This window comes from Candidatus Flexicrinis affinis (genome assembly GCA_016716525.1).
Lineage (GTDB): Bacteria > Chloroflexota > Anaerolineae > Aggregatilineales > Phototrophicaceae > Flexicrinis > Flexicrinis affinis.
The window spans coordinates 346,832-364,070 of record JADJWE010000002.1 but is presented as its reverse complement, the minus strand read 5'-3'; the positions used below and the strand labels follow the sequence as shown (position 1 = coordinate 364,070).

The 17,239-nt window shown below is 56.2% G+C and carries 16 protein-coding genes; 1 reads left to right on the top strand and 15 read right to left on the bottom strand.

What is annotated here, in order from left to right:
* Positions 1-15 precede the first annotated feature (15 nt).
* The 15 genes from IPM16_10715 to IPM16_10645 all read right to left on the bottom strand — a co-directional run bounded on the left by IPM16_10715 (position 16) and on the right by IPM16_10645 (position 16,298).
* Positions 16-1,143 (bottom strand): aminotransferase class I/II-fold pyridoxal phosphate-dependent enzyme, encoded by a 1,128-nt coding sequence (locus IPM16_10715; protein ID MBK9123574.1) that lies wholly within the window; start codon positions 1,141-1,143, stop codon positions 16-18.
* Between the two features lie 75 nt (positions 1,144-1,218).
* Positions 1,219-1,989: a hypothetical protein gene (locus IPM16_10710; protein ID MBK9123573.1), complete on the bottom strand. Its 771-nt coding sequence runs from the start codon at positions 1,987-1,989 to the stop codon at positions 1,219-1,221.
* Positions 1,977-2,600, bottom strand: coding sequence for a sugar transferase (locus IPM16_10705; GenBank protein ID MBK9123572.1), 624 nt, complete (start codon positions 2,598-2,600; stop codon positions 1,977-1,979). The genes IPM16_10710 and IPM16_10705 overlap by 13 nt, the downstream gene beginning before the upstream one ends.
* Positions 2,601-2,632: 32 nt before the next feature.
* A complete protein-coding gene (locus tag IPM16_10700; GenBank protein MBK9123571.1) occupies positions 2,633-3,556 on the bottom strand; it encodes a glycosyltransferase in 924 nt (307 codons plus the stop codon).
* A 320-nt stretch (positions 3,557-3,876) separates the two neighbouring features.
* Positions 3,877-5,619, bottom strand: coding sequence for a carbamoyltransferase (locus tag IPM16_10695; protein MBK9123570.1), 1,743 nt, complete (start codon positions 5,617-5,619; stop codon positions 3,877-3,879).
* A 100-nt stretch (positions 5,620-5,719) separates the two neighbouring features.
* On the bottom strand, positions 5,720-6,871 hold the full coding sequence (locus IPM16_10690; protein ID MBK9123569.1) for a glycosyltransferase family 4 protein: 1,152 nt from the start codon (positions 6,869-6,871) through the stop codon (positions 5,720-5,722).
* Positions 6,872-6,902: 31 nt separating this feature from the next.
* The gene (locus tag IPM16_10685; protein MBK9123568.1) at positions 6,903-8,243 is read right to left on the bottom strand and encodes an O-antigen ligase family protein; all 1,341 of its coding nucleotides are present in this window, start codon (positions 8,241-8,243) and stop codon (positions 6,903-6,905) included.
* Positions 8,240-9,379 (bottom strand): glycosyltransferase family 4 protein, encoded by a 1,140-nt coding sequence (locus IPM16_10680; GenBank protein ID MBK9123567.1) that lies wholly within the window; start codon positions 9,377-9,379, stop codon positions 8,240-8,242. The genes IPM16_10685 and IPM16_10680 overlap by 4 nt, the downstream gene beginning before the upstream one ends.
* A complete protein-coding gene (locus IPM16_10675) occupies positions 9,370-10,509 on the bottom strand; it encodes a glycosyltransferase family 4 protein (GenBank protein ID MBK9123566.1) in 1,140 nt (379 codons plus the stop codon). Before IPM16_10675 ends, IPM16_10680 begins: the two co-directional genes overlap by 10 nt.
* The gene (locus IPM16_10670; protein MBK9123565.1) at positions 10,502-11,638 is read right to left on the bottom strand and encodes a glycosyltransferase; all 1,137 of its coding nucleotides are present in this window, start codon (positions 11,636-11,638) and stop codon (positions 10,502-10,504) included. The genes IPM16_10675 and IPM16_10670 overlap by 8 nt, the downstream gene beginning before the upstream one ends.
* A 9-nt stretch (positions 11,639-11,647) precedes the next feature.
* The gene (locus IPM16_10665) at positions 11,648-12,412 is read right to left on the bottom strand and encodes an FkbM family methyltransferase (protein MBK9123564.1); all 765 of its coding nucleotides are present in this window, start codon (positions 12,410-12,412) and stop codon (positions 11,648-11,650) included.
* Positions 12,413-12,416: 4 nt separating this feature from the next.
* Entirely contained in the window at positions 12,417-13,226 is an 810-nt protein-coding gene (locus tag IPM16_10660; GenBank protein ID MBK9123563.1) for a class I SAM-dependent methyltransferase, read from the bottom strand.
* A complete protein-coding gene (locus IPM16_10655) occupies positions 13,223-14,200 on the bottom strand; it encodes a glycosyltransferase family 2 protein (protein MBK9123562.1) in 978 nt (325 codons plus the stop codon). The genes IPM16_10660 and IPM16_10655 overlap by 4 nt, the downstream gene beginning before the upstream one ends.
* Positions 14,187-15,317, bottom strand: coding sequence for a glycosyltransferase (locus IPM16_10650; GenBank protein ID MBK9123561.1), 1,131 nt, complete (start codon positions 15,315-15,317; stop codon positions 14,187-14,189). The genes IPM16_10655 and IPM16_10650 overlap by 14 nt, the downstream gene beginning before the upstream one ends.
* Complete coding sequence (locus IPM16_10645; GenBank protein MBK9123560.1) at positions 15,318-16,298, bottom strand: glycosyltransferase family 2 protein; 981 nt, start codon at positions 16,296-16,298, stop codon at positions 15,318-15,320. It lies immediately after the preceding gene.
* 212 nt (positions 16,299-16,510) lie between these two features.
* Between IPM16_10645 and IPM16_10640 the strand changes: the two genes are divergently transcribed.
* Entirely contained in the window at positions 16,511-17,218 is a 708-nt protein-coding gene (locus tag IPM16_10640) for a hypothetical protein (GenBank protein MBK9123559.1), read from the top strand.
* Positions 17,219-17,239: the final 21 nt, after the last annotated feature.

The window sequence follows — 17,239 nt, the reverse complement described above, 5'->3', positions numbered from 1 at the left end:
GACGATGGCGCCCTGCTAATTCCTCATCTCACGTATCGCCGACACGATCCGATCGAGCTGTTCGTTGGTCAACGCCGTGCCGGAAGGCAGGCACAGACCGCGTTCGAACAACGACTCGGCAACGGAACCTCCTACGACCTCGTAATCCCGGAATACAGGCTGAAGGTGCATTGGCTTCCACAGTGGCCGCGACTCGATGTTGTGGCTCTCGAGGTGGAGCCGGATTTGTTCGCGGTTAGCCCCGAATTGTGCCGGATCAACCAGCATGACGGTCAGCCATCGCGTGTGGCGGCCGTAGGGCATTTCATCGACAAAGGTCAATCCCGGCAGGTCACTCAACCGCTCCCGGTAGAATTCGTAGATCTCGCGCTTGCGTCGCACGCGGTCTTCAAGCACGGTCAGCTGACCGCATCCGATCGCCGCTAGCACATTGCTCAGGCGATAGTTGTAACCGATCTCGGTGTGTTCGTAATGCGGAACGGGTTCACGTGCCTGTGTCGACAGTTTTCGCGCGTGATCGATTAGCGCCTTGTCGTTCGACACTAGCATACCGCCGCCCGATGTCGTGATGATCTTGTTCCCGTTGAAGGAGAATGCACCGAGACGTCCGAACGTCCCCGGATGACGCCCTCGATAGCTTGCACCTAGCGCTTCAGCGGCATCCTCGATGACCGGAGTTTCATATCGTTCGGCCACGTCAAGGATTGGCCCGATGTCCGCCGATTGCCCGTAGAGATGGACCGGCATCACCGCTGCGGGGAGCTTCCCTCGTGCGGCACGCGCGCGGATCGCCTCGGCGAGCAGGTTCGGATCCATATTCCACGAATGCTCTTCGCTGTCTATGAAGACCGGCTTGGCTCCGACATACAGGATCGGGTTGACGCTGCCGGAAAACGTCAGCGTGGAGACTAGCACTTCATCGCCCGGCTGGACGCCAAGGACGAGCAGCGCCAGATGAATCGCCGCGGTCCCGGACGACAGGGCTATGGCGTGCTTCGCGCCAGTGAGGGCACAGAACTGGCGTTCAAACTCGGCCAAGTGCGGCCCCGCCGGCGCGATCCAATTGTCGGCGAATGCCTGCGTGACGAGCTCCAGCTCAGCGCCCGACATGTGGGGTGGAGAGAGGTAGATTCGGTCAGTCACGCGACTCAACCCGACCAGACGCCGTAGGCAATCCAGTAGTAGATCATCTTGAGGTACTCAAGCTGAACCCGACGATCACTCCTCGGCAATGCTCACTTGGACCCGATAGGTCTTTCCATCTTCGCGGAAATACGCGGATTCCTTGATGTCATTGGTCGTCAGTGCGCGCAGGCGCCGCAGGAGCGACCGGACAGGGTACGACTCGTCAAGCGCGAGTTCCTGAACCGCGGGATCGAAGAGTTCACTTCGGCGATGTACGGTACCTGCTCCGACCTGTTTCCGCCGTTGAAACCTGCCGTCAGCGATGGAGGGCCAGACCTCAACGAAGACATCCAGTTCCAGCTTTCGTAGCTTCTTATACAGTGTATGCGCGGTGTCGGCAGGCGAAGGCTGATATTCGCGTTGGTGGACAATATCCCCTGTGTCGACCCCCGTGTCCATGAAATGGAGTGTCGCACCGATTGGCGTCTCCTCCAGAAGCGCCCAAGACGGCGTATGCCATCCTCGGTTGTAGGGTAGAAAGGCTGGATGCAGGTTAAGCGCGCCGATACGTGGTATCGACAATACCTCTATTGGCACTACGTATGGGAAATGAACCGAAATGATCAGATCGGGCGCCAGTGCCTCTAGATACTCCACACTGGCTTGCTCGCGGAATCGTTTTCCTTCCATGATCGCGTTAGGAGGCAGATGGGAACACAGTGAACGTAAGTCACGCGTGTGGCTGGCGCGATCTTCACTGGGTATCAGTAGCGCAACTGGCCGAGTACCGGCTGAGATTAGGTATTCCAGCACCCATACGCTGATATCGCGATCGCCGGCATAGATGACCTTCAACTCAACCATTGTTCGTCTTTCCGTTCCACTTGTCCTTGTCCCTGGAAGTACTTGACCGTCGCCTCTCCTTGGCCACTGATCCCTTCGCGGCGAATCACCTTCCACACCGTCAGCGCGAGGATACGGATGTCCAGCCACAGCGACCAATTGTCGACGTACCAAACGTCCAGCTTGAACTTGTCTTCCCAACTGATCGCATTGCGTCCGTTGATCTGCGCCCAGCCCGTGATTCCCGGCTTGACCTCATGACGCCGCGCCTGCTCTGGCGTGTACAGGTCCAGATAATGCATCAGCAGCGGACGCGGTCCGACCAGACTCATGTCGCCCTTGAGGACATTAAGCAGCTCCGGCAACTCGTCGAGGCTCGTGGATCGTAGGTAGCGCCCGAACCGCGTGAGGCGTTCGCCATCGGGCAGGAGATTCCCGTCTGCATCGCGCGTATCGGTCATGGTGCGAAACTTGTAGATCTTGAACGACTTTCCGTGCAGTCCGGGGCGCTGTTGGGTGAAGAGGATCGGCCGGCCGAGACGGATTGCGATCATTAGCGAAAGAATCGCAACGAGAGGCGACAGCACGACTAATCCTATTGAGGAAAGGACCAGATCGAGCAGTCGTTTCAGAAGATGAACTCGAGTCCGTACCGCTTTCGATTTCACCTCTGCCCCGCCAACCCGTTTCGCTTCTTGTCCCTAGGCCTAAGTATGGGCCAGATTCTACTGATGGCCCGTGTCATCGCAGGCTGGCAGACTGTAGCGCCAAAGTGTGCCTCCGCGGCATTACGGGCAGCGCGCCGATGAACCTCCAGCGTGGACCGGTTCCCCGCAATCTCTTCGATCCACGCCACGATGTCAGTAACTTGGCTTGGCTCGAAGTTGCGGCCGACGGCATGAGTTTCGAGAAGCTGGGCCAGTCCGCTTGATGACGGACTGATTCCAATGATCGCGCAGCCTGCCGCCATCATGTCGTACGTCTTGCTCGGCAGCGACAGTCGCTCATAGCCGTCCGCGAGAGTCACGAACGCGATGTCGGCACTGGCCAGCGCTAGAGGGAATACAGCCGATTCCTGTGGCGGTAACAGCGTGATGTTGGGTGCCCGCCCTGATTCGATCGCGTCCTCAACAATTGGCCGCTTTGAACCATCGCCAATGACAACAAATCGGATATGTGTACGGGCGATGAGTCTACCCGCAATCTCCACAATCGTTTCGATCGCATGTGTCTCACCCAGATTACCCGAATAGATGATGCACAGGTCGGTTTCGAGGCCGAGCGACCTGACGAACGGATTCTCGGTTCGGGGTATTGGTCGGATACGGTCCGTATCGGTCCATGTCGGCACAGTGACAAGATTCACAGACCCTGTCCTCACCATGGAGCGCAGTTCGTCTGCCATCTCGTCCGCGATGGCGATCACAATATTAGCGCGCATCAACGCCCACGCGTGCCAACGCCACCAAATGCGATACACGAACCCATTTCCGCGTACCAACCCCATCGCCGCCATTATCTGCGGATAGATGTCGTACTCGATGACACCGTACCTGCGGCCCAAAACAGCGTGGAAAACCACCAGCATAAGTGGCATCAGGGGGGGATTGGTAATCGCCAAGACCGATACTCTGCGCGGTGCCCTAAGCAGTTGCCACCCTGCCACTATCGTGAAGTGAAGCCATTTCGCCAGCCGCGCGCCCTTCGATGATCGATCGTAACGCGGCATGGGCCGTACACGTATCGGTGCTCCACCGGGATAACATGTTGACCCAGTCCAGAGTTCGACCGGCCCCTCGACACGTGCGTACGATCTCAGCCAATCAACAAAGTTGTCAGAGACAACTTGGCTGATGACGATCAGCCGGGGTACGCCGGAGGCCGCAGTCACGCAGTCACGCGAGTGCATTACACGTGGACATGTGGCTTCACACAGAAAAAGTCACCGAGTACAAGCACGTCCATGCGAGTCCGCAAATAGCAGTCGACGGCCTCATCAGGCGTGCATATGATCGGCTCGTTCTCGTTGAAGCTCGTGTTGATCAGTACCGGTATGCCGGTTCGTTCGCCAAACATCTTTACTAGGTCGTAGTACAGCGGATTCTCGTCCCGGGAGACCGTCTGGAGACGCCCCGTATCGTCTATATGACGCACAGCAGCCAGTCGCTCACGCCATTCCGGCTTGATCTTATACACGTGTAGCATAAATGGCGACGGATGCGTGTGTTCGAAGATGTCATTCTGACGCTCAGCCAACACAACCGGCGCAAACGGCCGAAACCACTCACGCCGCTTGATCCGGGCGTTCAGGATGTCTTTCATGTCCCCGCGGCCGGGATGCGCCAAGATAGACCGGTTGCCAAGAGCCCTTGGTCCCCATTCCATTCGCCCTTGAAACCATCCGACGACGTTTCCCTGCTCGATTTCGGCAGCGGTTGCTGAAAGCAAGTCGTCTCGCGTGAGTTCTCGGTACTCCACGCCGGCACGGTCGAGGGCGGCCTTCATTTCTGTGCGTGAGAACTCCGGTCCCAGATACGAGTTGGTCATCACGAACCGGCTCTGCTCGCGAAGGACGGACTGGCTCACGTAAAGGGCCGCACCAAGCGCGAGCCCTTCGTCTCCCGCCGCAGGTTGAATACACGTCTCCTTGAACGGCGTATGTTCAAACAGCTTGCCATTAGCGACGCTGTTGAGAGCCGCGCCACCCGCCATGACGACTCGATCCGACGGCACCATCTGGTGGAGCGCGTTGAGCATGTGCATATACACATCTTCAAACACTGCTTGTAGGCTGTGCGCCAGATCCATATCACGTTGGGTGATCTCGGAGTACGGCGCGCGCGGCTGACCGAACAACTCGACCATGTGGTCCGCATAATGTCGCAGGACCTCCATCTCACCGCTCTCGGTCATCTCCACACCTTGATTTGAACCGAAAGGCATGAAGTACTTAGGGTTAAGTTCGAACCCTTTGCCGTTCGCTGACACCATATCTCTGAACGTGTCCAGGTAGGCCGGTTGTCCGTACGGCGCGAGGCCCATGACCTTCCCCTCGTCACCGTACTTGCCATAGCCAATGAACTGACAGACCATCGAATACAGCGAACCGAGCGAGTGCGGGACATAGACGCGCTGTTTGACGTGAATGTCGTGTCCGCGGCATTCGGCCAACATGCAGGTCACGAAATCTCCAGAGCCATCCATGCTGAAGCCCGCGGCGTAGTCCCAAGGAGAGATGAAGTAGGCGCTCGCGATGTGAGCGAGGTGGTGTTCGACGTTGATCTGCTCAAATCGGAGCTCACTCAAAGGCACGGCGCACTCTGCTGCGATCAGACTCTTCAAATCCCCAAGGGCGGTGCGAGCGCCGCGAATTCGCACGAGGTTGAGCAGTTTGCTCGGATTCCGGATCACGTATTCGAGTTTCTTGTTCAGGTTCGCGCTGGCATCGCGTCCGAGCGCTACGTAATCGAGATCACGGAACTGCACACCCGCCATTTCCATGACCTTGAGGATACTCTGGCGAGGAAACCCAGCGTAGTACTTGACGCGGTTGAGGCGCTCCTCCGCTACAGCAGCTTCTGGCACGCCGTCGATGACAAGCGCGGCAGATGATCCAGCGTGGTGCGTATTGATTCCGAGAATTACAGCCATCGACCGTCATATTCCTGTCGTGTTGGGCAATTGGGTTCGCGCAAGACCTGTTTTCCTGACGCGAATTCGGGGTCTGCCTGGCTGATCGAACCGGGTCGATTCACGATTGTCGACCTGAAGCGGCTACTTCGAGGAGGAACTTCCGCATGTCGTCCACGGCGGTAGACTTTGCGAGGTAGTCGGCGGCGTAATTCAGAGCATTCTGACGGTATTTACTCATCGTTTCGTCGTCAGCATCGACCAGCATTTGAACGACCTCGCGGAATTTCTCGGGTTGGTTGAGCGGAAGCGCCCATCCGGCGCCGTGCTGGTTCACGTCGTTCCACGGGGTTCGATCGCTGATCAGAACCGGGCATCCTGCAGATAGCGCCTCAAGGATCGCATGGCCGAAGTTTTCGCCGAGCGTTGGCAGTATGAATAGGTCATACTGCGCCAATACAGTGCCTACTTTGTCTGGTTCGACCGATCCCCTGTGGTTCACGACTACTCCGGCTGGGAGACGCTTGATCATCTCGCGGCACTCCGACCAGTAGGTTTCGTCTTCGATCGGCCCGTATAAGTCGAACTGAATATTGCCCGCAACTGAACTCAATACATCCAATGCGAGTGTCAGGTTCTTCTTTCGGGATACTCGCGACAGGAAGACCACTCTCAACGCGCCCTTGATCTTTTGCGAGCGGCCCACGATTTTGGCTTCGGGAGCTTTCCAAGCGAAATTGGGAATCACGACAATCCGAGGTCTCACTCGGGTTCCAAACTCACGGATCACATCTTGCCTCTCTGACTCCGATGCACAAAGCCATAAGACGTTCGAGTAGATTCCTAGCGTCCGTGCTGCGAGCAGGAAGAGTCTCTTTTTCCGTGACTTGAGGCTGAGAGCACCCGTTTCAAGGTGTCCGCGTGGAGCCACCACCACCGGGACAGTAGACCAGAAAAACCTTCGACCCCACAATACGCTGAGCACACTGGGCGGAAAAACGCCGTTCAATAGTATGACGTCGTGGGTAGTCGCTCGAATATGATTCACGATTCGCCACGGCACAAGATCTCGTGGCGGTAGATAAAGCACACTGGATCTACCAAGGCGTTGCCAGCGACTAAGCCCTGCTGAATCATATGGCTTCGAGTCGCCGAGATCGCGATCACGTGTGATGATCTTGAACTCAATAACGTCACCAAGAGCTTCCACGAGATTGCTGATGGTGCGTACAGGTCCACCCGACCGCGTTCCGGGCAGGTAGTGGTCGATCAAGATGAGCACCCGACAAGTACGGATTCTCATATCAACTGACACCGTCTGCGTACCACTTCACTCTCAGCAGAAGCATTACACAAATCCAGAATGGAAATGCAAAAGCGTTGCCCACAGCAAATATCCAGTTCTCGAATATTGCAGCGACAAGCCCTGATGCAAGAACCGTTAGAAGCACATGCTCCAACCGAAGTTCCTCGATCCCCGAACGCGTCAGACTCAAGCCTAGCAGGGCCAGAAGCGGCCCAAAGGCAAATGCTACTCCCACTAGACCGACTTGGTAAAGAATCTGAAGATACGTGTTGTGCACGCCGACGAACTGGGTGACACCTGGGGACCACTGCACCAAACCCAGTGAATCAATGCCAAATCCGTGTCCGAACAGTGGTCGGACTTGGATCTGTGCTAACACGGAGCCCCAACTCTGAAACCGACCGCTCGAGATATCTCCACCAGCATTGTCCAGAAATCGTCCAATAACAGGTGCGCCAAGCACAATCTCTTCAATCGACGTTGTCGCAACTACGATCACCAATATAGGCAATGCGATGGAGACAATAGCCACGAGTCGTTTTGGACGCACCTGCCACAGTAGAAATACCACTCCGAATGCGGCACTTATCAGGCCGTTCCTCGACTGTGACAGCACGAGGGCGGTGGCAGCAACAATGAGGACCATCAGCGTCCAGAACGATCGATACTTGAAAGTACCCCAGATGAGCAACGGCAGATACGTAACAACAAGCAGACTGATTGTGTTTGGATTCGGCAATACTCCCATGAAGCGACCGTTTGACTGCCAAGCGGCAGGGAAAAATGCATAAAGCGCACTCGCCCCAAAAATCAAGGTTGCCGATATAATCAGCAGTCTAACAACTGCTTCACTCCCGTCTCGATTGGCATAGTCCCAGCCCAGCCAAAACACGGCGAGGTATAGGAGAACCAGCGAGACCGCACGTTGAAAGGTCAGTGAAGGATCGGACGAGTAAGATGTCGAGGCGAGGCAAAGGGCCAAGAACATGATTGCGAGTAAATCGAAAGAATGGAATCGCCTTGGAGGTCGATCAGATAGAATCCTTAGGAGTGCGACCACGGCTGCGAATCCCAATACAAGCCAGCGGGCAATCTGTGTCGCGGGCGAACCCCCAATAAGTGACGTGTGATTGATCGCAAACACCGCCAGAATCGACAGAATGATCCAGCGGGTGTCAGTCAAACCAGCGGTCACCAAAGACAGAAGGGCAATTGCGCCAATCACATACTCCCACCCTATAACACCGGCAGCAATGACGGCAGCGACCGGCAGGACGAGCGCGATTGGCACTGCAAGCAACCTAAGGTATGTGCCACCGGAGCGGATCTGATTTGTCAAGATTTGTGTCTCATCTCTAGGATTGCATCACGAAATCCCGCTGCAGAAAGCTCTGGTGTGAACGACCGAATGATCTCCCTAGATCGCTTGCCCATGCGCTCCCGCTGCTCCGGTGAGCACATCAACGTATTTAGGTGCCTCGCGAGTTCGACTACGTCCTGAGGCTCGTGAACATACCCATTCTCACCGGCATGAACCATATCTTGGACCGCACCGGCAGCGCTGGACGCTATGATCGGCAGACCACAAGCCATCGCTTCGTTAATTACTAGACCCCATGGATCTGAATGCGTAGGCAGGACGAATATGTCCGCAGCTGCATAGAACTTCGGCAAGTCTTCTTGTTGCTGGAAGCCAGCAAAGACGACCGGAAGACTGTAGGTTTTCGCATACTCGCGGTACTTCTGCTCATCACGCCCTCCGCCGACAATCAAGAGTGTCGCTACTTGACCCTGATCAACAAGACTCTGAAACGCCCTCAAGAGGTCCTGAACACCCTTCTCGTCAATGATGCGTCCCACAAAGAGTATGACAACACCGGAAAGCCCAAGAGCGCCCCTGATCTCGTTCCTCTCAGCTGCGAACTCGACACTCCGCTGTTCGAAGTGGGCGGAATCCACGGCATTCGGCGCGATCCATACCAACGAAGGATTCACTCCGTATTCCTCAAGGTAGCTCCGCTGAGCAGTACCCGGCACCACGTATCGATCAAATACCGAGATTAGCCCTCGCTTCACCATCTCCCTGCTGCGACTACCACTCCGCTTGTCGCGTGATGTGCTTTCGCTCCACAATACTGTGGTCTTCCTCCGGAGCCTACAGTATGCAAGGGCAAGCCAATATGAAGGGTGATGGTAACCACCAATGACTACAGTCTCGAAGTTGCCGCGGCTGATCGCAGTTACAATGGATGGATTGAGGAACAACGACCCGTTCTGATACGTTTTCGTCACTACGCGACCGGGCAGCACCTCGTACTTAAACCTGATCTTCTCTTTCTCAACTCGCCACTCGCGAAGTCTTTCCGTCTCCGAAAGAAATATCACAGTGAGGTCGATATCGGGATACTCCGCCAGTCGATTGAGCAGCGGAATCCGATATGGCGAGATAATCTCAGTCAGTACTGCTACTCGCATAGTGCCCGATTTATCGACTGCTGGAGCGACGCACAAAACGACGCCCAAGAGAACATTTCAACCTGTTTTAGCCCCCGCTCGCGCATTGACCACGCAAGGTCCGGCTCAGACAGAATACGTGCGATAGCAGCAGAAAAGCCTTCAACATCATCGGGCGCGGTCGTAATCGCAGCATCCCCTACAACCTCAGGGAGCGAAGTCACATTGGAGCATACAACTGGCGTTCCACACGCCATGGCCTCAATCACCTGGTAACCGAACCCCTCGTACAGCGACGTATCGAGATAGATCGTTGCATAGCGATACGTGTCTGCCAACTCAGACTCAGGAATGAACCCTGCCCAAATGATGTCGTTCTCGATACCCAGCACGCTGATGACCTCGGATAGCCCCTGTTTCGCTGGGTCTGCGCTGCCTGCTACGACCAGCTTCAGGTTATGTGGGTGCCTTGAACGGGATTGGTGATACGCCCGCAGCGCAACTGCGGTGTTGTCACGGGGGTCTGAGACAGACGAGAAGTGGAGGATATAGCCATCCGGCGACTTGAGCCGCGCCCTTGTAGAACGCTGTTGGATTGGGTCTTCAGCGGGCTGGAATTCTTCCTCGCGCCCCGGATAGATGACATCGATCCGCGCAGATGTCAGGCTGAATCTGCTGGACAGGTCATCGTGCGTTGCACGCGAGCTTGCCCCAATGCGCTTCGACCGTTTGACCGAAAGCGGAAACAGCAGGTCGGTAAAGCGCATGCTGGCACGTGCATACCACGCCGCACGAGGGCGCTGCAGCTCATGACGGTGACGCGGATGTTCAAACAAATACAGCAGCATGGGCTTCCGATGAAGTAGCGGCAGGCGGTCGGAACAGCTAAATAGTAGGTCGACGTTGTGACGCTTGAGCTCCAATGAACACTGGATTGCATCCCACTGGATTGAATTGCGCGGCCGCACGCTGACATACCGGATATGAGATGCATCCGGCAGTGTCGGATGATCATTTCTCGCGTTGACGAAGACAATCCATGTGTGCTGCGGCATGTAATCAGCAACCGCACCCAAGAGGCCTACAAGGAATCGGGAAAGTCCCTTCCCGGTACGCGATATGGGTGTCGCATCGATCGCGATCTTAGCCACGACGCTTCGCAACAACTTCGTCGTAAATCGCGAACAGCCTCTCGTGCAGTTTCTCAAGCGAGAAGTGCTCTCGGACCCTTTGGCGGCCCGCTTCGCCCATACGCAGAGCAAGATCTCTATCGCGCAGCAACCTGAGGAGCGCGTCAGCTAACGCCTTTACATCGCCCGGCTCAACGAGAATACCTGTCTCCCCATCGGCTACGACCTCTGGGACGCCGTTCACGCACGTCGCGATAACTGGCTTGCCGGCTGCCATCGCTTCAAGAATCGTCATCGGCATGGCTTCGCGATAGGACGGCAGGACGAAGATGTCGAAGCCGTGCATGAGTTCGGCCGCGTTAGGTTGGTAGCCCGCGAAAACTATGTCCTGCAAGACACCCTCGACCTTCGCAACACGTTTCAGTTGAGTTGCGTATTCCTGTTCGGGATTAGTGTCGTTACCGACCACAAACAGGCGCTTCTCTTGTTCGACCGCTCTTTGTACTTGGGCAAATGCTCGGACTATATCGAGTTGCCCTTTGTTCTTCTCTAGGCGGCCAACACAGCCGATAACCTGCGCCTTAGAGCCAATACTCCACCGCCTGCGGACCTCGCCCGAAATGTAAACCTCTTGGACTTTCTGGAGTGTCACTCCGTTCGGAATAACACATGTTGTAATCGGCCCGCCCTGAGCAACAAATCGTCGAAAGGTGTCCTCCGACACTGCGATGAATGCATCACATAGCGGCAACGTGAGTCTATCGAGCATTCTCTGAAACGAACGCACTATGAACCTATGGCTAAAGACGTTTGGTGCATGTACATGCGAAATCAGCGGAACTCGCGCTAGCCTCGCCCCAAGTCGGGCGAGAATCATTCCAGAAACCATTGTATGTGTGTGAAGGAGGTCGGCACGCCAATTCTTGAGAAACCGCGACAGCTTAAGTGCGCTGCGTAAATGAAATGTTCGCTGAAGCCCCAGCTCGTAAACTTCGAACCCTGAAGCCGTAGCGGTTTGCGCAACCGTACCGCGCTCTGGCACCAGAATGCAGACATCATGCCCACGCTCCCGTGCGGCTCGCATCTGCTGAAGACAAACTGTCTCACCGCCAGCGATGTCCTTGCCGAGAACCAGATAGGCGATTCTCATCAATCCCGGCTATCGAGTTCCGAATATGTAGCCGTAAGGTGAGTGCCCGTCCCATCGGATCTCTGTGTGAAACCCGCAAGACTTTAGCTTCTGGTCCAACGAAGTATGGTCCAGCACCGAGCAATCGTCGTGAAATTCCATAACAACTCGCTGGATCCTTCCAAGAAGTTCGCAGGTGGCAGCTTGGATAATCGCGCCTTCGGCTCCCTCGCAGTCCATCTTCAACAAGTCAACATGGGATATGTCGTTGTCTCTCAGAATATCGTCCAATGTCACCGAGTCTACATAGATACCGTCGTCGCTACTTGTGCGATCAATACTCGTTCGATTGCCTGACGATACTCTGTCTACAGAGATCCAAACCGGCGTCCTTGTCGCCGACACCGCCTTGTTTAGAGCAACGACATCAGCGAGATTGTTGTCCGCGATATTCTGCTTCAGCAATTCGAAGTTACCTGGGAGTGGTTCATACGCAATGACCTTAGCATTCGAGTGCTTCCGCGCCCATAGGGTATAGCAGCCAATATGCGCGCCAATATCGACGATAACCTGGTCCTGTAGTGTCGGACGTATTGCAGCATGTCCATACGTCTGATTGTCAAAGATCTCATCGATTACAACCAATACGTCGTCACTAGAGTGTAATACCGTGCCGTCCCTCAGGATATGTAGTGTGATCGGCTCGTTCGCAAGTGCGCGCCTAGCTGCTCCCCACCAGTTCTTGAATAAGCGTATCGAGAACAGGATGTACTGAATCTTCTTGCGCAAGCTCACAGCCTCACCTTAACGTTTCGTAGAGATACGGAGTGTCGTCACCAGTTCGCCGACACACTACCACGGACTCGCTGGCCCCTTCAACGACCCCGCTGCGGATTTCAATGTCGTTCAGATCGACATCGCCCATTGTGCGGACGCCGGCACTCGCAGCAACCTGACGAGTTACCGCTAACGGAACCCGTGCGCGCAGCTTGAAGACGTCGAGCCGCCTGAGGACTTCCGCCAGCCGGGTGGTCCGCCTCGCCTGACTGTAAATCGTCACATCGGCGAAGTAATTCCGAAGCAGGCGTTCAAAATCCTTCGGAGACCACTCCTGCACGTGATGGGGGTTGTCTGGCCGCTGAGTGCTGATCCGAGCGGCCGGAGTTGAGACAATGAACACCCCGCCGGGCTTCAGCACCCGAAGGACCTCACGCAGAAACGCATCCGCGTCCTGCACGTGCTCTATCGTCTCGAATGAGCACACGACATCAAACTGTCCAGTCTCAAACGGCATATCGAGCGCATTGCCCACCTCAAACGTGACACTCGGCCGATCGCCGTAGCGCTCGCGGGCGTATTCGACGGACCACGTGTCGAGGTCAAGGCCAGTGACCGATGCCGCGGCTTCAGACAGATAGTGCGATCCGTAGCCCACGCCGCAGGCGACATCGAGAACGTGCTTTCCGGCGACGTACCCGCGGGCGAAGTCGTAGCGCTTCAGGTGGATTGCGACGATTCCGGGGGCGGTTTCGTCCGGCACGATCCGTTCTGGGTGGCCGTGCTGCTGATTGGTCAGTCCTTGAGATGGATTATTGGACGTGAGTGTCACGAAGCTACCGATCGTTTAAGCAGTCTGAGCCGGCGTACAAGCGCGCGCGGCGCAAACGCGGCCACACTGTAGCGCAGGTTCGGGGGTCGAACGTACACGAGCTGGTCAAACTGTGCGGCCTTGCGCATGTATTCGGCACATGTGTCCGGGTCATCTTCTTTGTAGGCCACGCTGGCCAGATGCACGTACAGGTTGCGCTGGACCCGCGACCGGACAGGTTCGGGCAGGTCTTCGCACAGCCGCAGATGCTTCTGCGACGTCGCGCGCTCTCCGCAGAGGAACTCGGTCATGGTGGAATTGCCTTCATGCCGACGATAGCGCGTCAAGGACTGCGCGAGCGTCCCTATCTCTGTCTCAAGCGCCGCACGCAGGTACCAGTCCCAGTCCTCAAACGCGGGTATCGACGGATCAAGCTCACCAATTCTTGCCGCAACTTCGGTACGGACGACCACCGTCGACAGAAACATCGTGCACTGGCGCGTCATCGCTTCGTAACCGTAACCGGAACGCAGGCCGGCCCCGTGCACCTGCAAGCGCACAGCCGTGTCCGCCGGCACCCCGACCCCGGCAGAGTCGATGATCGACGTGAATGTGTGAGTCATCCCATAATGTGGATGCTCGCGCATGAACGCGATTTGCCGCGTGAGCTTGTCCGGCTCCCAGAGATCGTCCGAGTCGAGAAAGGCGATGTATTCGCCGGCGGCAAGGCGCATGCCGTGGTTGCGCGCCTCGGACCGCCCCTGATTGGCCTGATAGACATAACGGATGCGATCTTCGTAGCGTTCGCGCAGCATGTCGCCAGTTCCGTCGGTTGAGCCATCGTCCACGACGATCAACACGACACTCGGGTACGTCTGTGCAAGTACGCTGTCGATGGCGACACACACGTAGTCGCGGCGGTTATACGTAGCGATGATCGCGCTGACGAGGGGGGTGGTCAACGACTTGTCGACATCAAGGCTAACGGTCTTCACTCAGCAATTCCTGATAGACTGCATCCGTATCGGTAATCATCCGCTCAAGACTGAACAACTCGACCGCCCTTTGTCTGCCGTTGATGCCAAAGCTCCGTCGCAGCTGGGGGTTTTCGACCAGCTCAACAAGGGCTGCAGCGATCTCATCTACGCTTCCTGCAGGGACAAGTTTTCCCGTGACGCCGTCGGACACTGAGTATCTCATCCCACCGACAGCGGTGGCAACGACCGCAACCTCGCGGGCGGCTGCCTCGATAACGGCATAACACAGGCCTTCAAAATCGCTGGTCATTACGACGATGTCAGCGCTGGTGATGACGTCAACAATGTCCTGCCGATGCCCTAGCAAACGGAAATGATCGACAAGTTGGTATTCGTGAATGAGCTGCTCGATCTCCGTCCGTAGCTCGCCTTCACCTGCGATCGCAAATCGGCACTGCGGAAACTTGTCGACGACACGCCTAGCCGCCTGTATCAAGAGGTCCTGACGCTTCTGTCTTGCAAGCCGCGCCGGGTTGACAATCAGTAGTTCGTCGCCTGTAACGCCGAGCGCTGTTCGGCATCGCACACGTTGTACCGACGAGACGGGAACCAGCCACTTGGAGTCCAGACCGTATGGGATCGCGTGCGCCCTCGCAAGCGGGATGCGATCCGACTGCGTTCCGGCCTCCAAGCTTTGCGGGCTGGTGAAAATCACCCGACGAGTGAACCGGAACGCGAGCCATTCTAGCAACCTGCCTAGAGTGTTGTAGCGTCTTTTCAGCTCCGGCGTATGATGTGTGACGACGATGTTTCGTACGCCTGCAAGCCGCGCAGCGAGTACGCCTGTGATCGATGGGTCGTTCACGTGGACAATCTCAGGGTGCAGCCGCCGGATTTCGCCGCTCCAATACCTGACCAACGAGACGACAGATGCATTGGTCTGTTGTGTCTGCGTCCTGTGCAGAACAACGACGTCGGCTGGGAGGTGACCAAAACCGGCAATCGCATCAGGATGATCCGGGTGCAGCAAATGAACCTCATGGCCAAGCCGGACGACGCCTTCGGCGAGCTGCGCTAGATAATTCTCCGTAGCTCCAAATACAGGATGCGATTGGAAGTAGAGGATGCGCACCATTTAGACGAGGTTCAGCAGGTTTGGACGTTTCGAGTCGCGCGCTCTGGATGTTGCTGCTCCGAAGTGATAGCCGATCATGAACAAGTAAACCCGGAGCTTTTCGAACAAGTAGTTCTGAGGAAACTGAAATCGGCCTGTGTCGCGAAACCATACGCCTATACCCGCTGCGTAAAGTGCCTTCAGTGTGTTGAACACAGCCGAGCGGAAATGGGCTGCTCTCGAAGAAAGCGTGATAACAGTAACGCCTGACTGAAGTGTTCGATGTCTCCATGCATATCGCCCCTTCGACCATGCATCGCGCATGATCCAATGCCACGTAAGCTTTTCCGACCGAACAAGATGCCCTATATACAGGTTAGGATGTCCAAAGATAACATTGTCTCCGCCTAACGATCTGATTTGGCTTTGGAGAAAGTCTTCCTCCGCGTAGCCGATTCGATTGCCAAGCATTCCAAGGTCGGGGTGGAATCCCCCAGTAAGTTCGAGTATCCGCCTCGAGCAAAACATATTACATCCAACAACTAGATATGTCGGTCCGAGGACTTGGGGTTCGTCTAGATCGAGAGCTACCATGTAAGATGGCTTGTACCAGAATGGCGGATCCTTCTCGGTGAATTCACGCACTGGACCACCGAACATCGCGGGCCTATGCGCCTCAATGATCTGTGATGCAAGGCTCAGCCAATGCGGCGGTGCGATCGCATCGTCATCGAGATAGGCGATATATTCGCCCTGTGCCTCTCTCCATCCTCGATTGCGTGCGTGGGAGAGGCCCTGCGTCGTCTCCAATACGTAGCGTACATCGAACGGCGCAGAGCAGCTTCTCACCATTTCACCTGTGAGGTCTGTCGAGTTGTTGTCAACGACGATAACCTCGTACCGATTGGCATCACAATCTTGTCTTGAGAGACTCTCCAGAGCCTTCCGTAAGAGGTCTACTCGATTGAAAGTACAAATTACTACCGAAATGTACGGGGGCATGCCACTAATCGAACCGACGTTTAATTGAAAGCAGTTTCGCCTTGACTCTTCGAAAAGTGTGACCGATGTGAGTCATTCTCGGAGGTCGTATGGTCCGAGGTCTGCGGGGCGCAGCGCCATCGATCTGGTTTGACTTAATCCAGTTGGCTAGGAATGGGAATAGCTGGTATTGCTGAAGCACTAACTGTCGGGCATACGCGATTGCCTCGAAATTGCGCTCAAATCGATCGCTAGCGACGCTCAACCCCGGTGAGTATTACCTCCGGATTGGCATCGTCGGCCAGCCGCAAGGCACGTCAAGCACGTTTATCACCTTTACCGGTATCGCCTACCTGATGCCACCTAACTACAACTTCTCAGTCGGCTTGACCGAAGGCACTTCCAGCGCCGCTCCCAGCCTTGCGGGCTGGACAGTCAAGAACGCTGCCGGCGACGATGTCGGCTGTGACGCCGCGCCGCCGTACATCTGCTCGTTCACGTTCATCAGTTCGGGCGCGGGAGAGAACACGGTGCTCAAGACATCGGTCGACCTGTCCGATGTCAAGGTCAAGGCGGGTGATGTCATCCGGTTCCAGCCCAGCCTGAACGACGTGTCCGGCCTGCCCAACCTGCAGGCGAAACTCGTCCTACGCGACGCGTTCGGCAACAAGCAGAAATACGTGTTCTTTGTGACCGATGATCAGAACACCGAGCCGAACCTGACCGCGGTCGTTCCCGCCAACCTCAAGCCGGTCAAAGCCGTCTTGAAGTTCAAGAACAAAGATACGGACAACGGCGACTTCATCGAGGTCGACGGCGTTGTCGTCGCTGCCCTGCGCGTCGGCGAGAGCCTGCGCGGTCCGGTCAACATCCCACTGTTCGGCGAGGTGAACTTCGGGGGCGAGACGCCGGCATTGCTGCCGGTCCCCGCGCCGAAGTAATCCAACGCAGATCGCTACACG

Bases quoted from the DNA above. Each gene is read 5' to 3' on its own strand.
- IPM16_10710 (MBK9123573.1), bottom strand. From the start codon at position 1,989: ATGGTTGAGTTGAAGGTCATCTATGCCGGCGATCGCGATATCAGCGTA.
- IPM16_10700 (MBK9123571.1), bottom strand. From the start codon at position 3,556: ATGCTGGTGGTTTTCCACGCTGTTTTGGGCCGCAGGTACGGTGTCATC.
- IPM16_10695 (MBK9123570.1), bottom strand. From the start codon at position 5,619: ATGGCTGTAATTCTCGGAATCAATACGCACCACGCTGGATCATCTGCC.
- IPM16_10680 (MBK9123567.1), bottom strand. From the start codon at position 9,379: ATGCGAGTAGCAGTACTGACTGAGATTATCTCGCCATATCGGATTCCG.
- IPM16_10670 (MBK9123565.1), bottom strand. From the start codon at position 11,638: ATGAGAATCGCCTATCTGGTTCTCGGCAAGGACATCGCTGGCGGTGAG.
- IPM16_10650 (MBK9123561.1), bottom strand. From the start codon at position 15,317: ATGGTGCGCATCCTCTACTTCCAATCGCATCCTGTATTTGGAGCTACG.
- IPM16_10645 (MBK9123560.1), bottom strand. From the start codon at position 16,298: ATGCCCCCGTACATTTCGGTAGTAATTTGTACTTTCAATCGAGTAGAC.